Annotated in this window: 11 protein-coding genes; 3 read left to right on the top strand and 8 right to left on the bottom strand. The window is 34.5% G+C overall.

Annotated elements, in window-relative coordinates; all coding sequences use genetic code 11:
* The first annotated feature begins 400 nt into the window (after window positions 1-400).
* Complete coding sequence (acs, locus tag B6A10_RS08610) at window positions 401-2,308, top strand: acetate--CoA ligase (RefSeq protein WP_188220562.1); 1,908 nt, start codon at window positions 401-403, stop codon at window positions 2,306-2,308.
* A 39-nt stretch (window positions 2,309-2,347) separates the two neighbouring features.
* Here acs and B6A10_RS08605 read toward each other — a convergent pair whose 3' ends face one another.
* Complete coding sequence (locus B6A10_RS08605; RefSeq protein ID WP_188220561.1) at window positions 2,348-2,947, bottom strand: exonuclease domain-containing protein; 600 nt, start codon at window positions 2,945-2,947, stop codon at window positions 2,348-2,350.
* 3 nt (window positions 2,948-2,950) lie between these two features.
* A complete protein-coding gene (locus B6A10_RS08600; RefSeq protein WP_188220560.1) occupies window positions 2,951-4,855 on the bottom strand; it encodes a DUF294 nucleotidyltransferase-like domain-containing protein in 1,905 nt (634 codons plus the stop codon).
* A 461-nt stretch (window positions 4,856-5,316) separates the two neighbouring features.
* Here B6A10_RS08600 and B6A10_RS08595 point away from each other — a divergent pair, with 461 nt between their 5' ends.
* A complete protein-coding gene (locus tag B6A10_RS08595; RefSeq protein WP_055093212.1) occupies window positions 5,317-7,095 on the top strand; it encodes an SLC13 family permease in 1,779 nt (592 codons plus the stop codon).
* A gap of 84 nt (window positions 7,096-7,179) precedes the next feature.
* Here B6A10_RS08595 and fucP read toward each other — a convergent pair whose 3' ends face one another.
* The 4 genes from fucP to B6A10_RS08575 form a co-directional block, all read right to left on the bottom strand.
* Complete coding sequence (gene fucP, locus B6A10_RS08590) at window positions 7,180-8,592, bottom strand: L-fucose:H+ symporter permease (protein WP_238929383.1); 1,413 nt, start codon at window positions 8,590-8,592, stop codon at window positions 7,180-7,182.
* Window positions 8,593-8,608: 16 nt separating this feature from the next.
* The gene (locus tag B6A10_RS08585) at window positions 8,609-9,541 is read right to left on the bottom strand and encodes a carbohydrate kinase family protein (RefSeq protein ID WP_188220559.1); all 933 of its coding nucleotides are present in this window, start codon (window positions 9,539-9,541) and stop codon (window positions 8,609-8,611) included.
* A gap of 6 nt (window positions 9,542-9,547) precedes the next feature.
* Window positions 9,548-10,426 (bottom strand): sugar phosphate isomerase/epimerase family protein, encoded by an 879-nt coding sequence (locus tag B6A10_RS08580; RefSeq protein WP_188220558.1) that lies wholly within the window; start codon window positions 10,424-10,426, stop codon window positions 9,548-9,550.
* Between the two features lie 75 nt (window positions 10,427-10,501).
* Window positions 10,502-11,920, bottom strand: coding sequence for a carbohydrate porin (locus tag B6A10_RS08575; RefSeq protein WP_238929382.1), 1,419 nt, complete (start codon window positions 11,918-11,920; stop codon window positions 10,502-10,504).
* 304 nt (window positions 11,921-12,224) lie between these two features.
* Between B6A10_RS08575 and B6A10_RS08570 the strand changes: the two genes are divergently transcribed.
* Window positions 12,225-12,980, top strand: coding sequence for an NUDIX hydrolase (locus B6A10_RS08570; protein WP_194431828.1), 756 nt, complete (start codon window positions 12,225-12,227; stop codon window positions 12,978-12,980).
* A gap of 487 nt (window positions 12,981-13,467) precedes the next feature.
* Here the strand turns inward: B6A10_RS08570 and B6A10_RS08565 are convergent, their stop codons facing one another.
* Both B6A10_RS08565 and B6A10_RS08560 read right to left on the bottom strand, forming a co-directional pair.
* Window positions 13,468-14,748: an NAD(P)/FAD-dependent oxidoreductase gene (locus tag B6A10_RS08565; protein ID WP_188220557.1), complete on the bottom strand. Its 1,281-nt coding sequence runs from the start codon at window positions 14,746-14,748 to the stop codon at window positions 13,468-13,470.
* Between the two features lie 60 nt (window positions 14,749-14,808).
* A complete protein-coding gene (locus B6A10_RS08560) occupies window positions 14,809-16,149 on the bottom strand; it encodes a DEAD/DEAH box helicase (RefSeq protein WP_188220556.1) in 1,341 nt (446 codons plus the stop codon).
* Window positions 16,150-16,171: the final 22 nt, after the last annotated feature.

Here is a 16,171-nt window from a genome sequence, read left to right as displayed (position 1 = left end):
TTCAAATAATTCATTTTTTAATCTTAAAATGCATTTGCAGACTTTTTTCTCTACTAAAGCAACGAACTTGAAGAGAATCTTTATGAATTCTAATCTTTTTTGATGCAAATAAGCTAATGATTCTTTAAAAGCGCTAAAAGTACACTTAAAAAAATAAAGAACTTAAATAGTAACGAATTATCCTCTGACTGAAAATGTTACCTTAACGAGTACATAAAACACAGTATTATCTGCTTATTGTTATTTTCGCAAAAAAGCCTGAAAGAAGACCATTTTTCAATAATTTGCATTTTTATTAAGATTGATTTTCGTTATTTTGATTAAATTGCACCGATTAATGAATTATTTTTTTTCCGGAATAGAAGGAGATTTAATATATTTATCAAAAATATAAAAAGGGATGAGTTACTATAAAGTTGATAATTTAGAACAATACTTTAAACACTATAATAAGTCAATCAGAGAACCCAGAAAATTTTGGGGAAAAATAGCCGAGGAAAACTTTACCTGGTACCAACCATGGGACAAAGTAGTCGAATTTAATATGGCAGAAGCTGACGTACAATGGTATGCCGGAGCCAAGTTAAATATTACTAAAAACTGTATTGACAGACATCTGAATAAAAGAGGGGAGAAAACCGCTATTATTTTCGAACCGAACAATCCGGAAGAAGAAGCTTTACACATTAGCTATAACGAATTGCATCAAAGAGTGTGTAAAATGGCTAACGTTTTACGCGAACAAGGCGTTAAAAAAGGCGACCGTGTTTGCATTTATTTGCCAATGATTCCGGAATTAGCAGTGTCAATTTTAGCCTGTGCCCGAATTGGAGCGATACATTCAGTAGTTTTTGCAGGATTTTCATCCAAAGCCTTGGCTACGAGAATTAACGACAGTGAAAGTAAAATGGTAATTACTTCAGATGGTGGTTATCGCGGAAATAAAACAATTGAATTAAAAGAAATTGTTGACGAAGCCTTAGAGCAGTGCGAATCAGTAAGTACGGTGATGGTGGTAAAAAGAACCAACAGTGCCGTAAATATGAAAGAAGGCAGAGATATTTGGTTGCAACCATTATTGGATGAAGCTTCTGATAACTGTGTAGCCGAAATTATGGACGCCGAAGATCCGTTGTTTATTTTATATACTTCAGGTTCTACCGGAAAACCAAAAGGAATGGTACATACCACAGCTGGTTATATGGTTTTTACGGCTTATACTTTTAAAAATGTATTTAGCTACGAAGAAAATGATGTACATTGGTGTACTGCCGATATTGGCTGGATTACCGGACATTCATATATTCTTTACGGACCTTTATTAAATGGAGCGACTACGGTAATTTTTGAAGGTGTTCCTTCTTACCCAGATTTCAGTCGTTTTTGGGAAGTAATCGAAAAACACAGTGTAAGTCAGTTTTATACTGCGCCAACAGCTATCAGAGCCTTGGCAAAAGAAAAATTAGAATACGTTCAAAAATTCCCTTTCAAAAGTTTAAAAGTAATCGGTTCGGTAGGAGAACCAATTAACGAAGAAGCTTGGCACTGGTTTAACGATCACGTAGGAGGTAAAAGATGTCCTGTGGTTGATACCTGGTGGCAAACGGAAACCGGAGGAATTATGATTTCACCATTGGCGTTTATTACACCTACAAAACCAACTTATGCTACGTTTCCATTACCGGGAATTCAAGCGGTTTTAATGGATGAAAAAAGAAACGAAATCGAAGGCAATCAGGTAGTGGGTAGTTTGTGTATCAAATTTCCATGGCCGGGAATGGCAAGAACGATTTGGAACGATCATCAACGTTATAAAGACACTTATTTTTCTCAATATCCAGGGAAATATTTTACCGGTGACGGCGCATTACGAGATGAAGTAGGTTATTACCGAATCACAGGTCGAGTAGATGATGTAATTATTGTTTCAGGACATAATTTAGGAACTGCCCCTATTGAAGATGCCATCAACGAGCATCCTGCAGTTGCTGAAAGTGCTGTTGTAGGTTTCCCTCATGATGTGAAAGGAAATGCTTTATACGGATATGTGATTTTGAAAGAAACCGGAGAAGTCCGAAATAAAGAAAATTTATTTATCGAAATCAATCAGTATATTTCTGACCACGTGGGACCAATCGCTAAAATTGACAAAATTCAATTTGTTTCAGGTTTACCAAAAACCCGTTCCGGAAAAATTATGCGACGTATTCTTAGAAAAATTGCCGAAGGTAATTTTACAGATTACGGAGATACAAGTACCTTATTAAATCCGGAAATTATTGAAGTAATTCAAGACGGAAAAATCTAATACAAACAAAAAGCGGCTTCAATTTTTAAGCCGCTTTTTTTATTTTAACCCTAATTTGTGTTTTAATTTTAAGAAGAGCAGAGCAATTTTATATGCTTTTTCCGTTACGGATTCGCCTTCTGGTTTTTGAATTTTGTAATAATCGGAAAGTTCGTCCAGTGAAAAACCTTTATCTTCAGGAATTTCATGTAGTTTTCGGTGCATTATAGCAATATCCAACGCCTCATTACGCAGTTTTCCGCATTCCAGTCGCTCTAATGTAGCATTAATCATCGCCATGTCTTTTTCAATTTGGTGACCTACAATAATTCCGTTTCCTAAATATTCCACAAAAGTTTTTAAAGCTTCGGGCTCTGATAATTTTAAAAGTCTGCTTTCAATAATATATTCGTTAGACAAATGATTGTCATGCAAAAAGCGATATTGCAACAAAATAGTTTCAAAACTGTCTTTGATGGAAATGGCATCATTTTCCACCGCAAAAGCACTAATATAAGTAATCACGTCTTTTTCGAGTGAATCGCCAGTGGATTCCGTAGCCAGAATAACATAGCGTTTAGAATTTTTTGAAAATTTCGCTAAATATTCTTTCCAGAATTCAGGGTGATCTTTATTGATATGTTTTAACCAGTCCAGCATAAATTATGAAAATTGGGTAAGTTGAAAAGTGTCTTTGATTAATTCTTCTAATTCTTTCATCGGAATCAGGGCATTTTTAAGTTTTTCTCTGTCAATTTTTGACAGTTCTTCTAAGTTAATATATTGCCCCGAATTTTCATTTTTCAATCCTTCTAAAGTCCTTATTTTCGTTAAAAACAAATAAGCTTCGGCACAATTCAAATAAACTTCCGAGTGTTTAGGATCGGCAATAGCTAATTGTTTGAATCGGGTATAAGTATTATTTATCCCTTTAATATCGTGACTCAAAATCAATAGTCGGGCACTGTCAATAAGAGGCATTAAAGCACGGGTTTTAATGTCAAATTTGTCTTTGTTAACGCCTTCTTCTTCCACAATGAATTTTTTGAAAAAACTTAGCGGAGAATTTTTTCGCAAAGCATCATTTCCTAAGAAATCAAAAAATAATGAGTTGTTGTTAGCATTTTCAAAAACAATATTATTGATAGCCGATTCTATTTTTTGCTCCCCGATAACTAATTCGTAATCAAAGAAAATACTACTCAAGTTGTCTGTATTTTCTCTTGTAGCATTCATCCAGTTGTTGTATTGTTTAATCCAGTCACTCAAGGATTTACACCACAACATGTTGCTAGCCATGTGTCCGAAAGGACAAAGCTCATATCCAATTTTTTCAAGAGTCTCAGTGGTCTTTTTTCCTAATTTTAAGAAATAATCTTTGACTTCAATATATTTATTTTGGGGAACATCTTCAAAAACCAAAATACTATCCTGATCAGTCAGTAAAAGTTGTTCTTTTCGTCCCTGACTCCCAATACTCAGCCAGGCATAACGGGCAGGAGGGGAGCCTAATTCTAAAATGGATAATTCGACAGCACGCTTTAAAATTGCAAAATTAATTTCGCTGGAAATATTGGTAATATGCGTTAAAGGAATATTTTTTTGAATAGAAGACTGAATCAAATTTGTCAGACGATGACGAATTTCTTTCAATTCATTAGACGATAAGGAACGCTTAATTTCTTTGATTAAAACACCAGGGTTACTAGCCTGAGCAGCAATCAAATCGTGTTCGGAAATTACACCCTTAATAGTTGATTTATCAGTACCGTCAATAGTTACGCATAGATGAGTAACATTGTTTTTCAGCATTAATAATTGAGCTTCAGCCAAAGAAACATTTTCTAGAACCGTAACTACAGGCGAAGACATAATATTGCTAACCGGAGTATTAATCGGGTAGCGGCCGGTTGCAATTTTAGAAGCCAAATCAGCATGAGTGACAATTCCAATTGGACCGTTTTTTTCAAAAATAATGACGTTATTTTTTAAGGATTCGGCCATTAATTGGGCAACTTCCTGAGCCGTATTGTCTGAAGTAGCCAAAAGTGGCGTCGTATTATAAGCTAAAGTTTGAAAAAACTGTGCTTCCGATTGTTTTTCGGAATAAAATCCGTCCGAAACTAAATTACCTTTTGAAGAACGGTCTTCAGGTAAATTGCTGGCAAAATTTTCTAATAAAAAATTTAAGACCTCAGAATTATTCGCGAGCAAAGGTTTGAAAACAGCAATTGGAATGGCGTAAACTAAACTTTCTTCACGGGCTTTAGCCGTTACTTTATAATTATTTTTGGCAAAAAATGGTCGTAAACCAAAAATATTTCCTTCATGGCATTTGTCTATAATATTTTCTTCGGCATCTACAATTACCGAAATATTAATCACGCCCGAAGCCACTACATAAAAGCTATCATGCAGCGAATCATTGATTTTAAATAAAGTTTGTTTTTTTTCTAAATTAACTACGCGAATATTATTAGCAATTTCAGTCAATTCATCAGTGGTCAACTGATTAAACGGCGCGTAATTTTTTAAAAAATCGGCAATTTGTCCGGTAATTATATTCATGAGATTTTTCTAAAATATAGCAGTAAAATTAATAAATAAAAGAGTTAAAATAAATTTGTTTTGGTCTAAAATAGTTGTTTTACAAAAATGTTTTATGTAGTATTTTGTGTGTATTATTTGTAACGCTATTTGTCTAAAATAATTTTAATAAAATGTGAGTGTAGAAGGTTTTCAAGAATTTACTAAATTTTCTATTTTACATAATATAAATTATAGTTCAAGTTTAAATAGCTTGAGAATCCAAGTTTTCGGTTGTTTTTTCTCTTTTTTTGATTCTTTCATCCATATATGTTTCATAAACTTTATTATATCGCAACAAATAAATTAAACCTTCAGCTTTTGTTGCTAAATATTCAGTTTCATTATTTTTAGTTTTATTTTTTGAAACTGTAAAAACTGAATCAAAGAAATTTCTACTTTATTTTCTTATTTTTATAAGTAGAAATTTTAAAAAAAATATTGTGAGCTTAGAAATAATAATCGTTTTAGTTATCATGGTATTGGCGCTGTATTTATTCGTAACCGAAAAATTTGGTATCGATACAGTGTCTGTTATTGTTATGATTCTATTAATGGTTAGCGGTATTTTGACTCCTCAGGAAGGTTTTGCGGGCTTTACTAATCCGGCAACAATCACCGTAACAGCAATGTTTGCCATAAGTGCAGCCGTTTATAAATCAGGTGCATTAAGCAGAGTTGTTATTTTACTTAATCTTATTGGTAGAAAAAGTTATTTGCTAACTATGGTGAGTCTTATGCTTATTTCAGGAACACTTTCTGCTTTTATGAATGATACAGCTGTTGTGGCTATTTTATTACCGGTAACGCTAGATGTAGCCAAAAAAACCGGAATTAATCCGTCAAAATTATTAATGCCTTTGTCTTTCGGGGCTTTGCTTGGTGGAATTTGTACGCTCATTGGAACTTCTACTAATATTTTGGTAAGTGGTATTGCTCAAAATGAAGGTCTTAAGCCTATTGCTATGTTTGAAATGGCACCGGCCGGATTGTGTTTTTTAGCTGTTGGAATCGCTTATATGACTTTTTTCGGCAGTTGGCTACTTCCAAATCGAAAAGAAGAAAATTCTCTCGCCAAAGAATACGGAATCAGTCAGTATGTAACTGAAATTATTTTATTACCTGAAGCAAAATCTGTTGGTGGCACCATAAAAAAATCACCATTAGTCAAGCTTATAGATATTAATATTATTCAGGTAATTCGAAACGAAAAAGCATTAGTTCCTTTTCCGGGACTGGTTTTGCAGGCTTATGATGTGCTTAAAATAAGTTGTGATATTGAAAAGCTTAAAAGCTTATTGGACTATGAAGGCATTAAATTGAAAGCGGATAAAAAGATTGAAGATGAAGATTTGCTCAAAGATGATCTTATTTTAGTAGAAGCTCTTATTCCGAGTGGTTCTAAGATGGAGAATCTTACGGTAAAAGAATACAATTTTCGTCAACGTTTTGAAGAAGCCAATGTTTTGGCAATTAGGCATCGTGATGAAATCCTTTATGATAGTTTTAGTAAAGTTGAATTAAAAGCCGGAGATGTTTTGCTTATTACGGCTTTTAAAGAAGAGATGATAGAATTGAAAAAAAGTGATGATCTAGTAATTATTTCGGAAACAGATCATCGTCCTTTTGATTTAAAAAAAATGCTCTACATTGTTTCAATTGTTGCTGCTGTTGTTGCTTCGGCAGCGCTTCATATTGCTCCTATTGTACTCACGGCAACTGTAGGAGTTGCTGTTTTAATTGCGCTGAAATTTTTAAAAACCGAAGAAGCTTATCAGTCCATTAACTGGAAAGTTGTATTTATGTTGGCCGGAATTTTGTCACTTGGAACCGCTTTGGAAAAAACAGGCACGGCAACATTATTGGCATCAGGATTAGTAAAAACACTCGGAACATTTGGTCCTCAGGTGCTTTTATCGGTTTTTTTCGGTTTAACCTTTCTTTCTACCAATTTTATGTCTAACAATGCAACAGCAGCAATACTTACTCCTATAGCTATCAAAACCGCACTTGAATTAGGTATTGATTCGCGACCTTTTATAATGGCAGTCGCCTTTGCTGCTTCACTAAGTTTTATGACTCCAATGGGTTATCAGACTAACACGATGATTTATGCTCCCGGAAATTACCGATTCAAAGATTATTTAGTTGTAGGAACTCCGCTGAATATTATTTTATGGATTTTGGCAACCTTAATTATTCCTTACTTCTTCCCTTTTTAGCGGATTCATATTTTCTTTCAAAAAAACAAAAAAAACCGATACAAACTGATGCTTATATCGGTTTTATGATTGAAAAAATATTTTTTATTTCGCGGTTTTATAAGTTGTTTTTCCGTACCAGGCTACTACAGCTAAGCAAATTAGCGGTAAAATAAACGAAAAATTTACTTCAGGGATAAATCCGAAAAGTTTAATATCCGAGAATCCCGAACCACCCCAGTCTAAAATACTTCCTTGCAAAACAGGCATTAAAGCTCCTCCTACAATGGCCATAACCAATCCGGCAGAACCAATTTTAGCTTCGTCGCCCATATCTTTTAAGGCAATTCCGTAAATCGTTGGGAACATAATCGACATAAAAACAGAGATACAAATCAGTGAAATTAATCCCGGCATTCCTTGTAATACAATGGCTCCGGCTGCACAAATCACACCTCCGATTCCAAATACCATCAATATTTTAGAAGGATTCGTGTTTTTCATAATAGCTGTTCCAATCCATCTTCCTAATAAAAACAAAAGCATTGCAGCAATATTATAATAGGTTGCTGTGAGTTCTAAACCAAAAGTTTTGTTGATGTTATCGACATATTGAAAAATAAATGTCCAGCACATAATTTGTGCTCCCACATAAAAAGCCTGGGCAACAACACCGTATTTGTAATTTTTATTGGCAAATAATTTTTTGAAAGATTCACTAATAGACATCTTGTCTTCGTGTGGTGTTTTGGGCATTTTGGTGAAACAAATAACAATTAAAATTGCCAAAACAAAAAGTCCTAATCCAATATAAGGAATACTGATAACACCTAAGTCATTTTCTCTGATAGCGGCTAATTCAGTTGATGTTAAAGCTTTGAAAGCTTCAGGGGAATAATCATCAGACTTAATTTCTTTAATCACTAAAAACTGCGCCATCACTAATCCTGTAATTGCACCAACAGGATTAAACGCCTGTGCAAAATTCAATCGTTGTGTGGCTGTTTTTTTATGACCTAAAAAAAGAATCAACGGATTCGATGTTGTTTCTAAAAAAGCTAATCCACAGGTGATAATCCATAACGAAAAAAGGAAAAAAGTATAACTTTGATAGTGAGCCGCCGGATAAAATAAAAATGCACCAGTGGCATATAAAAGAAGTCCTAAAATAATTCCGGATTTGTAACTGTATTTTCTAATGAACAAAGCTGCCGGCAAAGCCATAAAAAAATAGCCAAAATAAAAAGCAAACTGAACTAAGGAAGCCTGCATATTCGACAATTCGGGCATTACTTTTTTAAAGGTCGAAACCATTGGCGTGGTTAAATCATTGGCAATTCCCCAAAGCGCAAATAAGGTCGTGATGATAACAAATTGTAAAGCGTATTCTTTGCTCACCACTGCTATTTTTTTTACGGTAGAATGTTTCTTTTCGGTGGTATCCAGCGGGCTAATCCCAATTAATTCCTGAACGTGATTTTCATCAGCGATGACGGTTGTTTTTTCAAGTGACATCATGTTGTTGGTTTTTAGGTTATTGGTTAAAATGTTTTTCAGAATTTCTTTTTTGTTGTTCAAAACCATCTAAAAAATCTTTGATTTCCACAGTTGAAATCACTGGATTTGCTCCTTCGTGCTGTGCTACAATTGCTCCGATTGCACTGGCAAAATTGATGGCATCCTGTGGATTATTTCCGCTAAGTAATTGCGTGATTAAGGCTGCTAAAAAGGAATCTCCCGAACCTACGGTGTCAACCACATTTACTTTGAATCCGGAATTGCGGTAGAATTTTTTGTTATAATACAAAATAGCACCATGAGCTCCCAAGGTCACACAAACGGTATCGGTATTGGTTTTTTCGGCAATAAAAATGATATTTTGCTCTAATGATTTAATTTCAGAACCCAAGCCTTCGCAGATTTCGTAAAGTTCCTCATCATTAAATTTGATAAAATCAGCAGCATACAACAAATCCAGAATGTTTTTCTTAGTATAATGTGGCACACGCAGATTGACATCGAAAATTTTGTATTTGGCCACAGCCAATAATTCGGCTAAAGTATTTTTGGAAACAGCATCTCTGCAGGATAAACTTCCGTAAACTAAAAAATCGGCATTTTCAACAATAGTGGTATTTATCGAAGAATTTTCGATTTTATCCCAAGCTGACGGATAATGAATATCGTATGAAGCGTTGCCTTTTTCATTCAAAATTACATTTACAATTCCCGTTGGATAATTGTTTTTTACAGCAACTCCATCAGTACTAATTCCTAAATTGTTTAGATAAGTTGTTAATTTTTCACCATTAGCATCATCCCCTACTGCGCTAATCATCGCCACTTCTCCACCAAGAGCTTTTAGTCTGGTGGCAACATTAAGCGGAGCTCCGCCAATTTTTTTATGCTCCAGAAATACATCAAAAAGGATTTCTCCAAAACAAACTGCTTTCAATTTTGTCTCCATAGTTTCTTATTTTGTGTGTGATAAAGTATTGTGTAAATTGTTTTTATAATGTTTATTAACCATATCTTTCATAAATTTCAGACTTCCTTTGGCTAAATCTTCCGAATTATGTTTAGAAGGTCTCCATAGAGATGTTGGCCCGATTAATTCGCTAATTTGAGAGGAAAAATTCTCTAAAACCAACGGCCCCTGATAATTAATTTCGGCTAAAGCTTTGAAAAAATCATCCCAATGCACGTTTCCTTCTCCGGTCATTCCTCTGTCAGATTCGGTAATATGAATGTGTTTTAGATTTTTACCGGCATGAATCACCGGATTGTAAAAATTATTCTCCTCGATATTCATGTGAAAAGTATCCAGATGTAATCCTAAATTTGGATTTCCAATGCTTTCAATAGTATCTAAAACTTCAACTACCGAAGTATAAACGTAGCTTTCATAGCGGTTTATAGGTTCAATAGCTATTGTGATATTTTGTTTAGAAGCATAATTGGTTATTTCGCTTAAGACCTGCTTAACAATTATTTTTTCATCTTTTGTACAAGGATTTCCTGTAAATGTTCCAATTGCCGAATGCAGTACACCTCCTAAAAAATCACCATCCATTTCGGCAACTTTATCAATTGCTTTTTTGATGGTTTCGGTCGCTTTTTCCGGGTAAAAAGGAATGTGGCAATCTTTAGGTAAATTAAAACCACAACGTCCCAGAATTCCCTGTTCTTCCAATTGCTTTTTGACTTTTTTTGCATCAAAATCTAAAGAATATGGTAAATTGATTTCGAGCATATCAAAACCATATTCGGCGGTTTTTTGGATAGCAAAAGCTCCTCCTTCGGCAGTCCAGAAAGGTATAAATGATAAAATTGAAGTTCCAAAAACAGGCATATTGTATGTTTCTTTTAATTAAAAAATAGATTTAAGTTTTATTATTTAACTATTAAGTAATGAGTTGTTTACGTTTTAAAAAAGCCACCATTCGGTTTTAACTCCAATGTAAGATCCCCAGCGCTTTTGATTAATTTGTAAAAAAGGAGAATAATTATGGTCTCGGGCATAATCATTGTATCGGGTAACGGTAGCCACTAAGCGAATATGAGGACGGCTCCAGGGATCTCTATTCCCTAATGGCGCGATGGTAGGTGCTAATGAAAATTTCCACATACTGGCTTCAGGATTGTCGCCGTCTTTTCTAACGGCATAATGTACTTCCTGAATTAAATGGAACCAATTGGTCACATAAAAAAAGTTGCGTACACCTACGACAAAATCGGTTTTTTGATTATAAAGTTGGTTTCCGTTAAAATATTCGTCGGTATTGCTGCTTGCCGAGCCACCTTTGCTTTTGGTAAAAACACCGTAACCATTGATGCTGAATTTGTTGGATAAATTCAACAGAAAATGTTCTACGGCGGTAAACGAATACGCATTAGTGTATTTTCCGTTTTCATCCGGTGCGCCGTAAGTAGCCCAGGTAAATGTGTTTCCGTTATCTCCTCCATTGGCAATTCCAGTACCGAAACGGGCAGAAATTTGGTTAAAGGAACCCGGTTTAACCGTTTTAAAAGGGTTGCTGTATTTGATTCCTGCAACCCAACCTTTATCAGAGGGGAAATTTTTAGAGGCTTCACCCGAATTTTTAGAAACATAGTGAAACTCTCCTAAAAGTTTAATTACGGCTTTATTTTGCAAATGAATACTTTGTTCTCCAATCCAAACCATACGTTGGCGAATAGCCGGATTTGTTGCTCCTGCTACTGTAATTTGGTAATTATAAGGATAAACATTGGTGGAATCGGCAGATGCAGGCATTAACATCGTTAACTCGGTATTTTTATATTTTACCCCAAATCCTTGTGACGAATGGTCGTCAAAATAAAAATAATCGCTAATGTGAATGTCATTATACCTGCGAAAACGGGAACCCGCCCAAGCTAACCATTTGCTTCCCAGAATATTAGTTGCTTCTACATAAGCTTCCGGTAGAATAAAAGTCAGTCCGTTATTAGAGCGACTGCTAACATTGCCAACAAATTGTCCGTTAGCCGAATACATCCCTAATCGCACCTGAAAAGTAACATTAGTACTGTCGCCACCAATTTTTTTAGGTGTAAAATGAATCGCCGGCAATAAATCGATGTAATCCGTTTGTTCCATACGACCTCCTAAAGACCCCTGTCCCGAAAGATTTAAAGGTTTCCACATATTCCCTTCTCCGTTTGGCGAAAGCCCTACTCCAATTCGACCTGTAGTTCCGAGTGAAAAATTAGAATTAGTTATCACCACTTGTGCATTCATTTTCATCATCATACTACATACAACCATCATCCAAAAAATGTTTTTAACCACATCAGGATAACCTAATTTACTAATTTTTTCCATGCTTCTTTTTTGGTTTTAGAATGAAAATTTATTAAACGTCATTTTGACTATTATTTTTCAAATGTATAATTTTATTTTTATATCAAACAAAAAAACAGGCAATTTTTTTGATATTTTGTAATATTATAAAACATATATTACAGATATAGTATATATAACTATTGAAATAATTATAAATTCTAAGTTAATTATTATAGCGTTTTTTAGACGTTTATTTGTAAAAATAAAGAAGTATACGAAAGCTGTTATTAAAAATTAATCGTTAAATTTGTACAATTACTAAACTGATTTATATCTGATACGAATGAGTACCACTTTAAATATCCAGACCGAAATAATCCCTAATATCTCTGTTGACTGTGTTATTTTTGGATTTGACAAGAACAGCAAATCCTTAAATGTTTTACTTATTGAACGATTTTTAAAATTAGAAGATTCAGAAGTTCCTGCGGTGAATGATTATGTTTTGAGAGGATTTCACACTTTTGAAAATGAAACTATTGACGATACGGCTAATCGGGTTTTGAAAGAATTGACCGGTTTAGAGCATTTATATAAAAAACAATTCAAGGTTTTTGGTGATCCGAATCGTTTGAAGAATGAAAAAGATATTATTTGGGCTCAAAACGAGCATTTCAACCGAAGAACCATCACAATCGCTTATTATGTATTGTTACCTACAGATGCTTTTCAGTTGGAAAACAATCCTTATAAACCCAAATGGTTTCCGGTGAATCAATTGCCTGAACTGGGTTTTGATCATCAAAAAATTATCAATGAAGCTTATGCTGACTTGAAAGAAAAAGTATTGTACAAACCGATTGTTTTTGAATTGTTGGCGGATAAATTTACCATAAAAGAATTACAGGATACTTTTGAAGCCATCTTGGGCGTGGAAATTGACAACAGAAATTTCAGAAGAAAATTAATTACCAAAAAATACATCATTGCGCTGGATGAAAAACAAACAGGTGTTTCTAAAAAACCATCTCAATTGTATATGTTCAGTAAAGATGTGTATCAAAAAATATACAAAGAGAGTTATTTGATTAATATTTAAATTTTTTTTAGCCGTAGATTTTACTGATTTAATAGTCATTGCGAGCGATAGCGTGGCAATCACACTTAGTAATTCCAGAAAGCTTAGGCAATGCTTTATGTAAGTAACTTGATGAGATTCCTCCTTCGTCGGAATGACAAGATTGAAGTTGAAGCTACTATAAAAATGTTTTTTTGCATAAAGAAAAACCACCTAGTTTGTCATTCCGACGAAGGAGGAATCTCATTCAATAATTCTACAAAGTAATTATTTTATTTAATCATCTTTGTGGACACGGAAAGAATTTCCGCGCTATCCTTTAGATTTGTTCTTCCAGTTAAAAAAAGCTTTAAATAGACAATTTAACGAGATACCTCTTTCATCAGGATTTCAAGATTTTTGTACTACTGTTATTTTGCTATACTTCCTCAAAAGAAGATTTTTAGTAAAAAAAGACCATAAAAAAACCGATACAATTTGCATCGGTTTTGATATTCCTGGCAGAAAATTATTTTGCAACATCTTCTGTTTTTATTTTTTTATCCGGACGGATAATCATTCGCAGAGAATTGTCTTTGGCGAAATAAGCAATCATCCAGTTGTAGAATGTTTTTACTTTATTTCGATATGTAATCAACGAAATAAGGTGAATAAATAACCAAATCATCCAGGCAAATGTACCTTTGAAATGCATTTTTGGTTTTGGTAAATCAACCACCGCTTTTGCTTTTCCAATGATAGCCATCGATCCTTTATCAACATATTTAAAAGGAACCAAAGCTTTTTGTTGCATAGCATTTTTAAAGTTTTTAGCCAAATTCACCCCTTGTTGAATAGCAACCTGAGCCACTTGCGGATGTCCGCCAGGGAAAGCTTCATCGTTAAATTGAATACAGGTGTCGCCAATAGCAAAAATGTTAGCCGTTCCTTCAATTTTATTAAAGGCATCCGTTTTTAAACGTTTTCCACGTCCGTAAGAATCAGCAGGAAGTCCTTTAAATTCGCGCGCTGTAACTCCGGCAGCCCAAATTAAGTTTTTCGTTTGAATAGTTTCTCCGTTGGCAAAATGAACAGTGTCATCTACATAATCCACTACGTTATTATTCAGTTTTACTACTACACCTAAATCGGTAATAGCTTTGTAAGTATCTTCCTGAGACTGCTTGCTCATAGGTGTCAACAATGCCGGAGCACCATCCACCAAATAAATATTACTGGCAGTAGTTTCCAGTTCAGGATATTCTTTTAAAAGAATATTTTTACGCATTTCGGCAAACATTCCTGAAATTTCAACTCCTGTAGGCCCTCCACCGGCAACTACAATTGTTAGTAATTTTCGACGTTTACGAATATCTTTAGTAATCGCTGCTTTTTCCAGATTTTTTAAAAGCGTATTACGCATTACGATGGCATCGTTCAGGGTTTTCATTGGAATGGCATTCTTTTTTACATTTTCCATTCCAAAATAACTCGTCTCTGCTCCTGTTGCAAAAACCAATTGATCGTATTTTAATTCGCCGTTACTAAGAATCACTTTGTTTTCAGCAGGAACCACTTCGATTAATTCGCCTAAACGAAATTGAAGATTCTTTTTTCCTGCGAAAAATTTTCTAAATGGATAACTGATACTTGATGGCTCTAAATAGGCAGTTGCTACCTGATAAATAAGTGGTGGGAAAAAATTGTAGTTATTTTTATCAACCAAAGTAACATGTACTCCATCCTGATTCAATAGTTCTTTTGCCAGATTCATTCCTGCAAAACCGCCTCCGATAATTACGATTTCCATGATTTTTACAATTTTAAAATGACATCTTTTGTTCGTTGTCAAAAGATGCTTTGTTTGTTTTTAGTTCTTTCGTTTTTGTTTTTTTTCTGGTTTTTCTGTTGGCTGGTTTTTGTTATTCAACAAATGGTGCGCTAGTATTTTTTCAATCAGTTCATCTTTGGTTAAATGATGAAAGACCGTTTTAATTTTTGTTTTTAGTTCGGCATCAAGCTCATGATTGGGCTTGGTTTTAAAAATTTGTTTCGCCCAAAGCAAAGTGTTATTATCTTCAATGCTTGACGTTGAAGGTTTTGCAAAAACTTTAAACTGAATTCCTAATTCCTGTTCAAAATCAGCAATTTCTATTTCTTCTTCCGGCTGAATAACAGTTAACGCTAATCCTCTGGCTCCTGCCCTTGCCGTTCTACCGCTACGGTGAACATAATTTTCATAGGTATCCGGCAAATGATAATGAACCACATAAGCAATGTCTTTGACGTCGATTCCTCTGGCAGCTAAATCGGTTGCGACTAATATTTTGATATGTCCTTCGCGAAATTGTTCCATAATTCGGTCACGAATTCCCTGTGTCAGACTTCCGTGTAAAGCGCCTGAAGAAAAACGATTAATGGCTAAATTTTTAGCCAGTTTGTTTACTGCTGCTTTGGTTTTGCAGAAAATAATACCACGTTCGCCTTCTCTGGAATTCAAAAAATGCATTAAAAATTCCAGTTTTTCAATCGGATCGACTACAATATACTGATGGTCAATTCCCGGATTAGTCAGGGTTTCTGTTTCGGCACTTATTTGCACAACATTTTTATGCAAATAATTTTGAATCAATTGCTTGATGGTACCGGGCATTGTTGCTGAAAATAAATATGTACGGTGTTTTTTAGGCAGTTCAGCGACAATTTCGTCTAAACTTTCTTTTAAAACACTTACCATTTCATCGGCTTCATCCAGTACTAAAAATTGAGTTTCTTTTAAACTTAAGGCTTTTCGTTGCAATAAATCAATCAAACGCCCCGGAGTCGCCACTAAAATATGTGTAGGCTGACTCAATCTTTCGATTTGTGGTTTAATTGGAATTCCGCCACAAGTAGCAGCTATTGAAATTTCCGGTGTTTTTTGGGCAAAAGCCTCTAAATTTTTAAAAACCTGATGTCCTAATTCTCTGGTTGGAACTAAAATTACAGCCTGAATTACCGGTTTAGAACTATCAATGAGTTGCAAAATAGGTAATCCAAAAGCAGCTGTTTTTCCTGTTCCCGTTTTAGCCAATCCCACCAAATCATTTTCATTTGCTAAAAGCAAAGGAATCGCCTGTTCCTGAATAGCTGTAGGCGTCACAATATTCAAATCGTTTAAAGATTGAAGTAAAGTGGCTGAAATTCCTAAATCTGAGAATCTTTTGGACATTAGTTTGTTTTGTTTTTAATGA

Origin of the sequence: Flavobacterium pokkalii (assembly GCF_014596575.1) — a bacterium.
GTDB lineage: Bacteria > Bacteroidota > Bacteroidia > Flavobacteriales > Flavobacteriaceae > Flavobacterium > Flavobacterium pokkalii.
Note: the sequence above shows the minus strand (reverse complement) of the source record. Positions and strands in the feature narration are given on the sequence as shown.

Coding starts and splice junctions, on each gene's coding strand:
- acs (WP_188220562.1), top strand. CDS start 401: ATGAGTTACTATAAAGTTGATAATTTAGAACAATACTTTAAACACTAT.
- B6A10_RS08605 (WP_188220561.1), bottom strand. CDS start 2,947: ATGCTGGACTGGTTAAAACATATCAATAAAGATCACCCTGAATTCTGG.
- B6A10_RS08600 (WP_188220560.1), bottom strand. CDS start 4,855: ATGAATATAATTACCGGACAAATTGCCGATTTTTTAAAAAATTACGCG.
- fucP (WP_238929383.1), bottom strand. CDS start 8,592: ATGATGTCACTTGAAAAAACAACCGTCATCGCTGATGAAAATCACGTT.
- B6A10_RS08585 (WP_188220559.1), bottom strand. CDS start 9,541: ATGGAGACAAAATTGAAAGCAGTTTGTTTTGGAGAAATCCTTTTTGAT.
- B6A10_RS08580 (WP_188220558.1), bottom strand. CDS start 10,426: ATGCCTGTTTTTGGAACTTCAATTTTATCATTTATACCTTTCTGGACT.
- B6A10_RS08575 (WP_238929382.1), bottom strand. CDS start 11,920: ATGGAAAAAATTAGTAAATTAGGTTATCCTGATGTGGTTAAAAACATT.
- B6A10_RS08570 (WP_194431828.1), top strand. CDS start 12,225: ATGAGTACCACTTTAAATATCCAGACCGAAATAATCCCTAATATCTCT.
- B6A10_RS08565 (WP_188220557.1), bottom strand. CDS start 14,748: ATGGAAATCGTAATTATCGGAGGCGGTTTTGCAGGAATGAATCTGGCA.
- B6A10_RS08560 (WP_188220556.1), bottom strand. CDS start 16,149: ATGTCCAAAAGATTCTCAGATTTAGGAATTTCAGCCACTTTACTTCAA.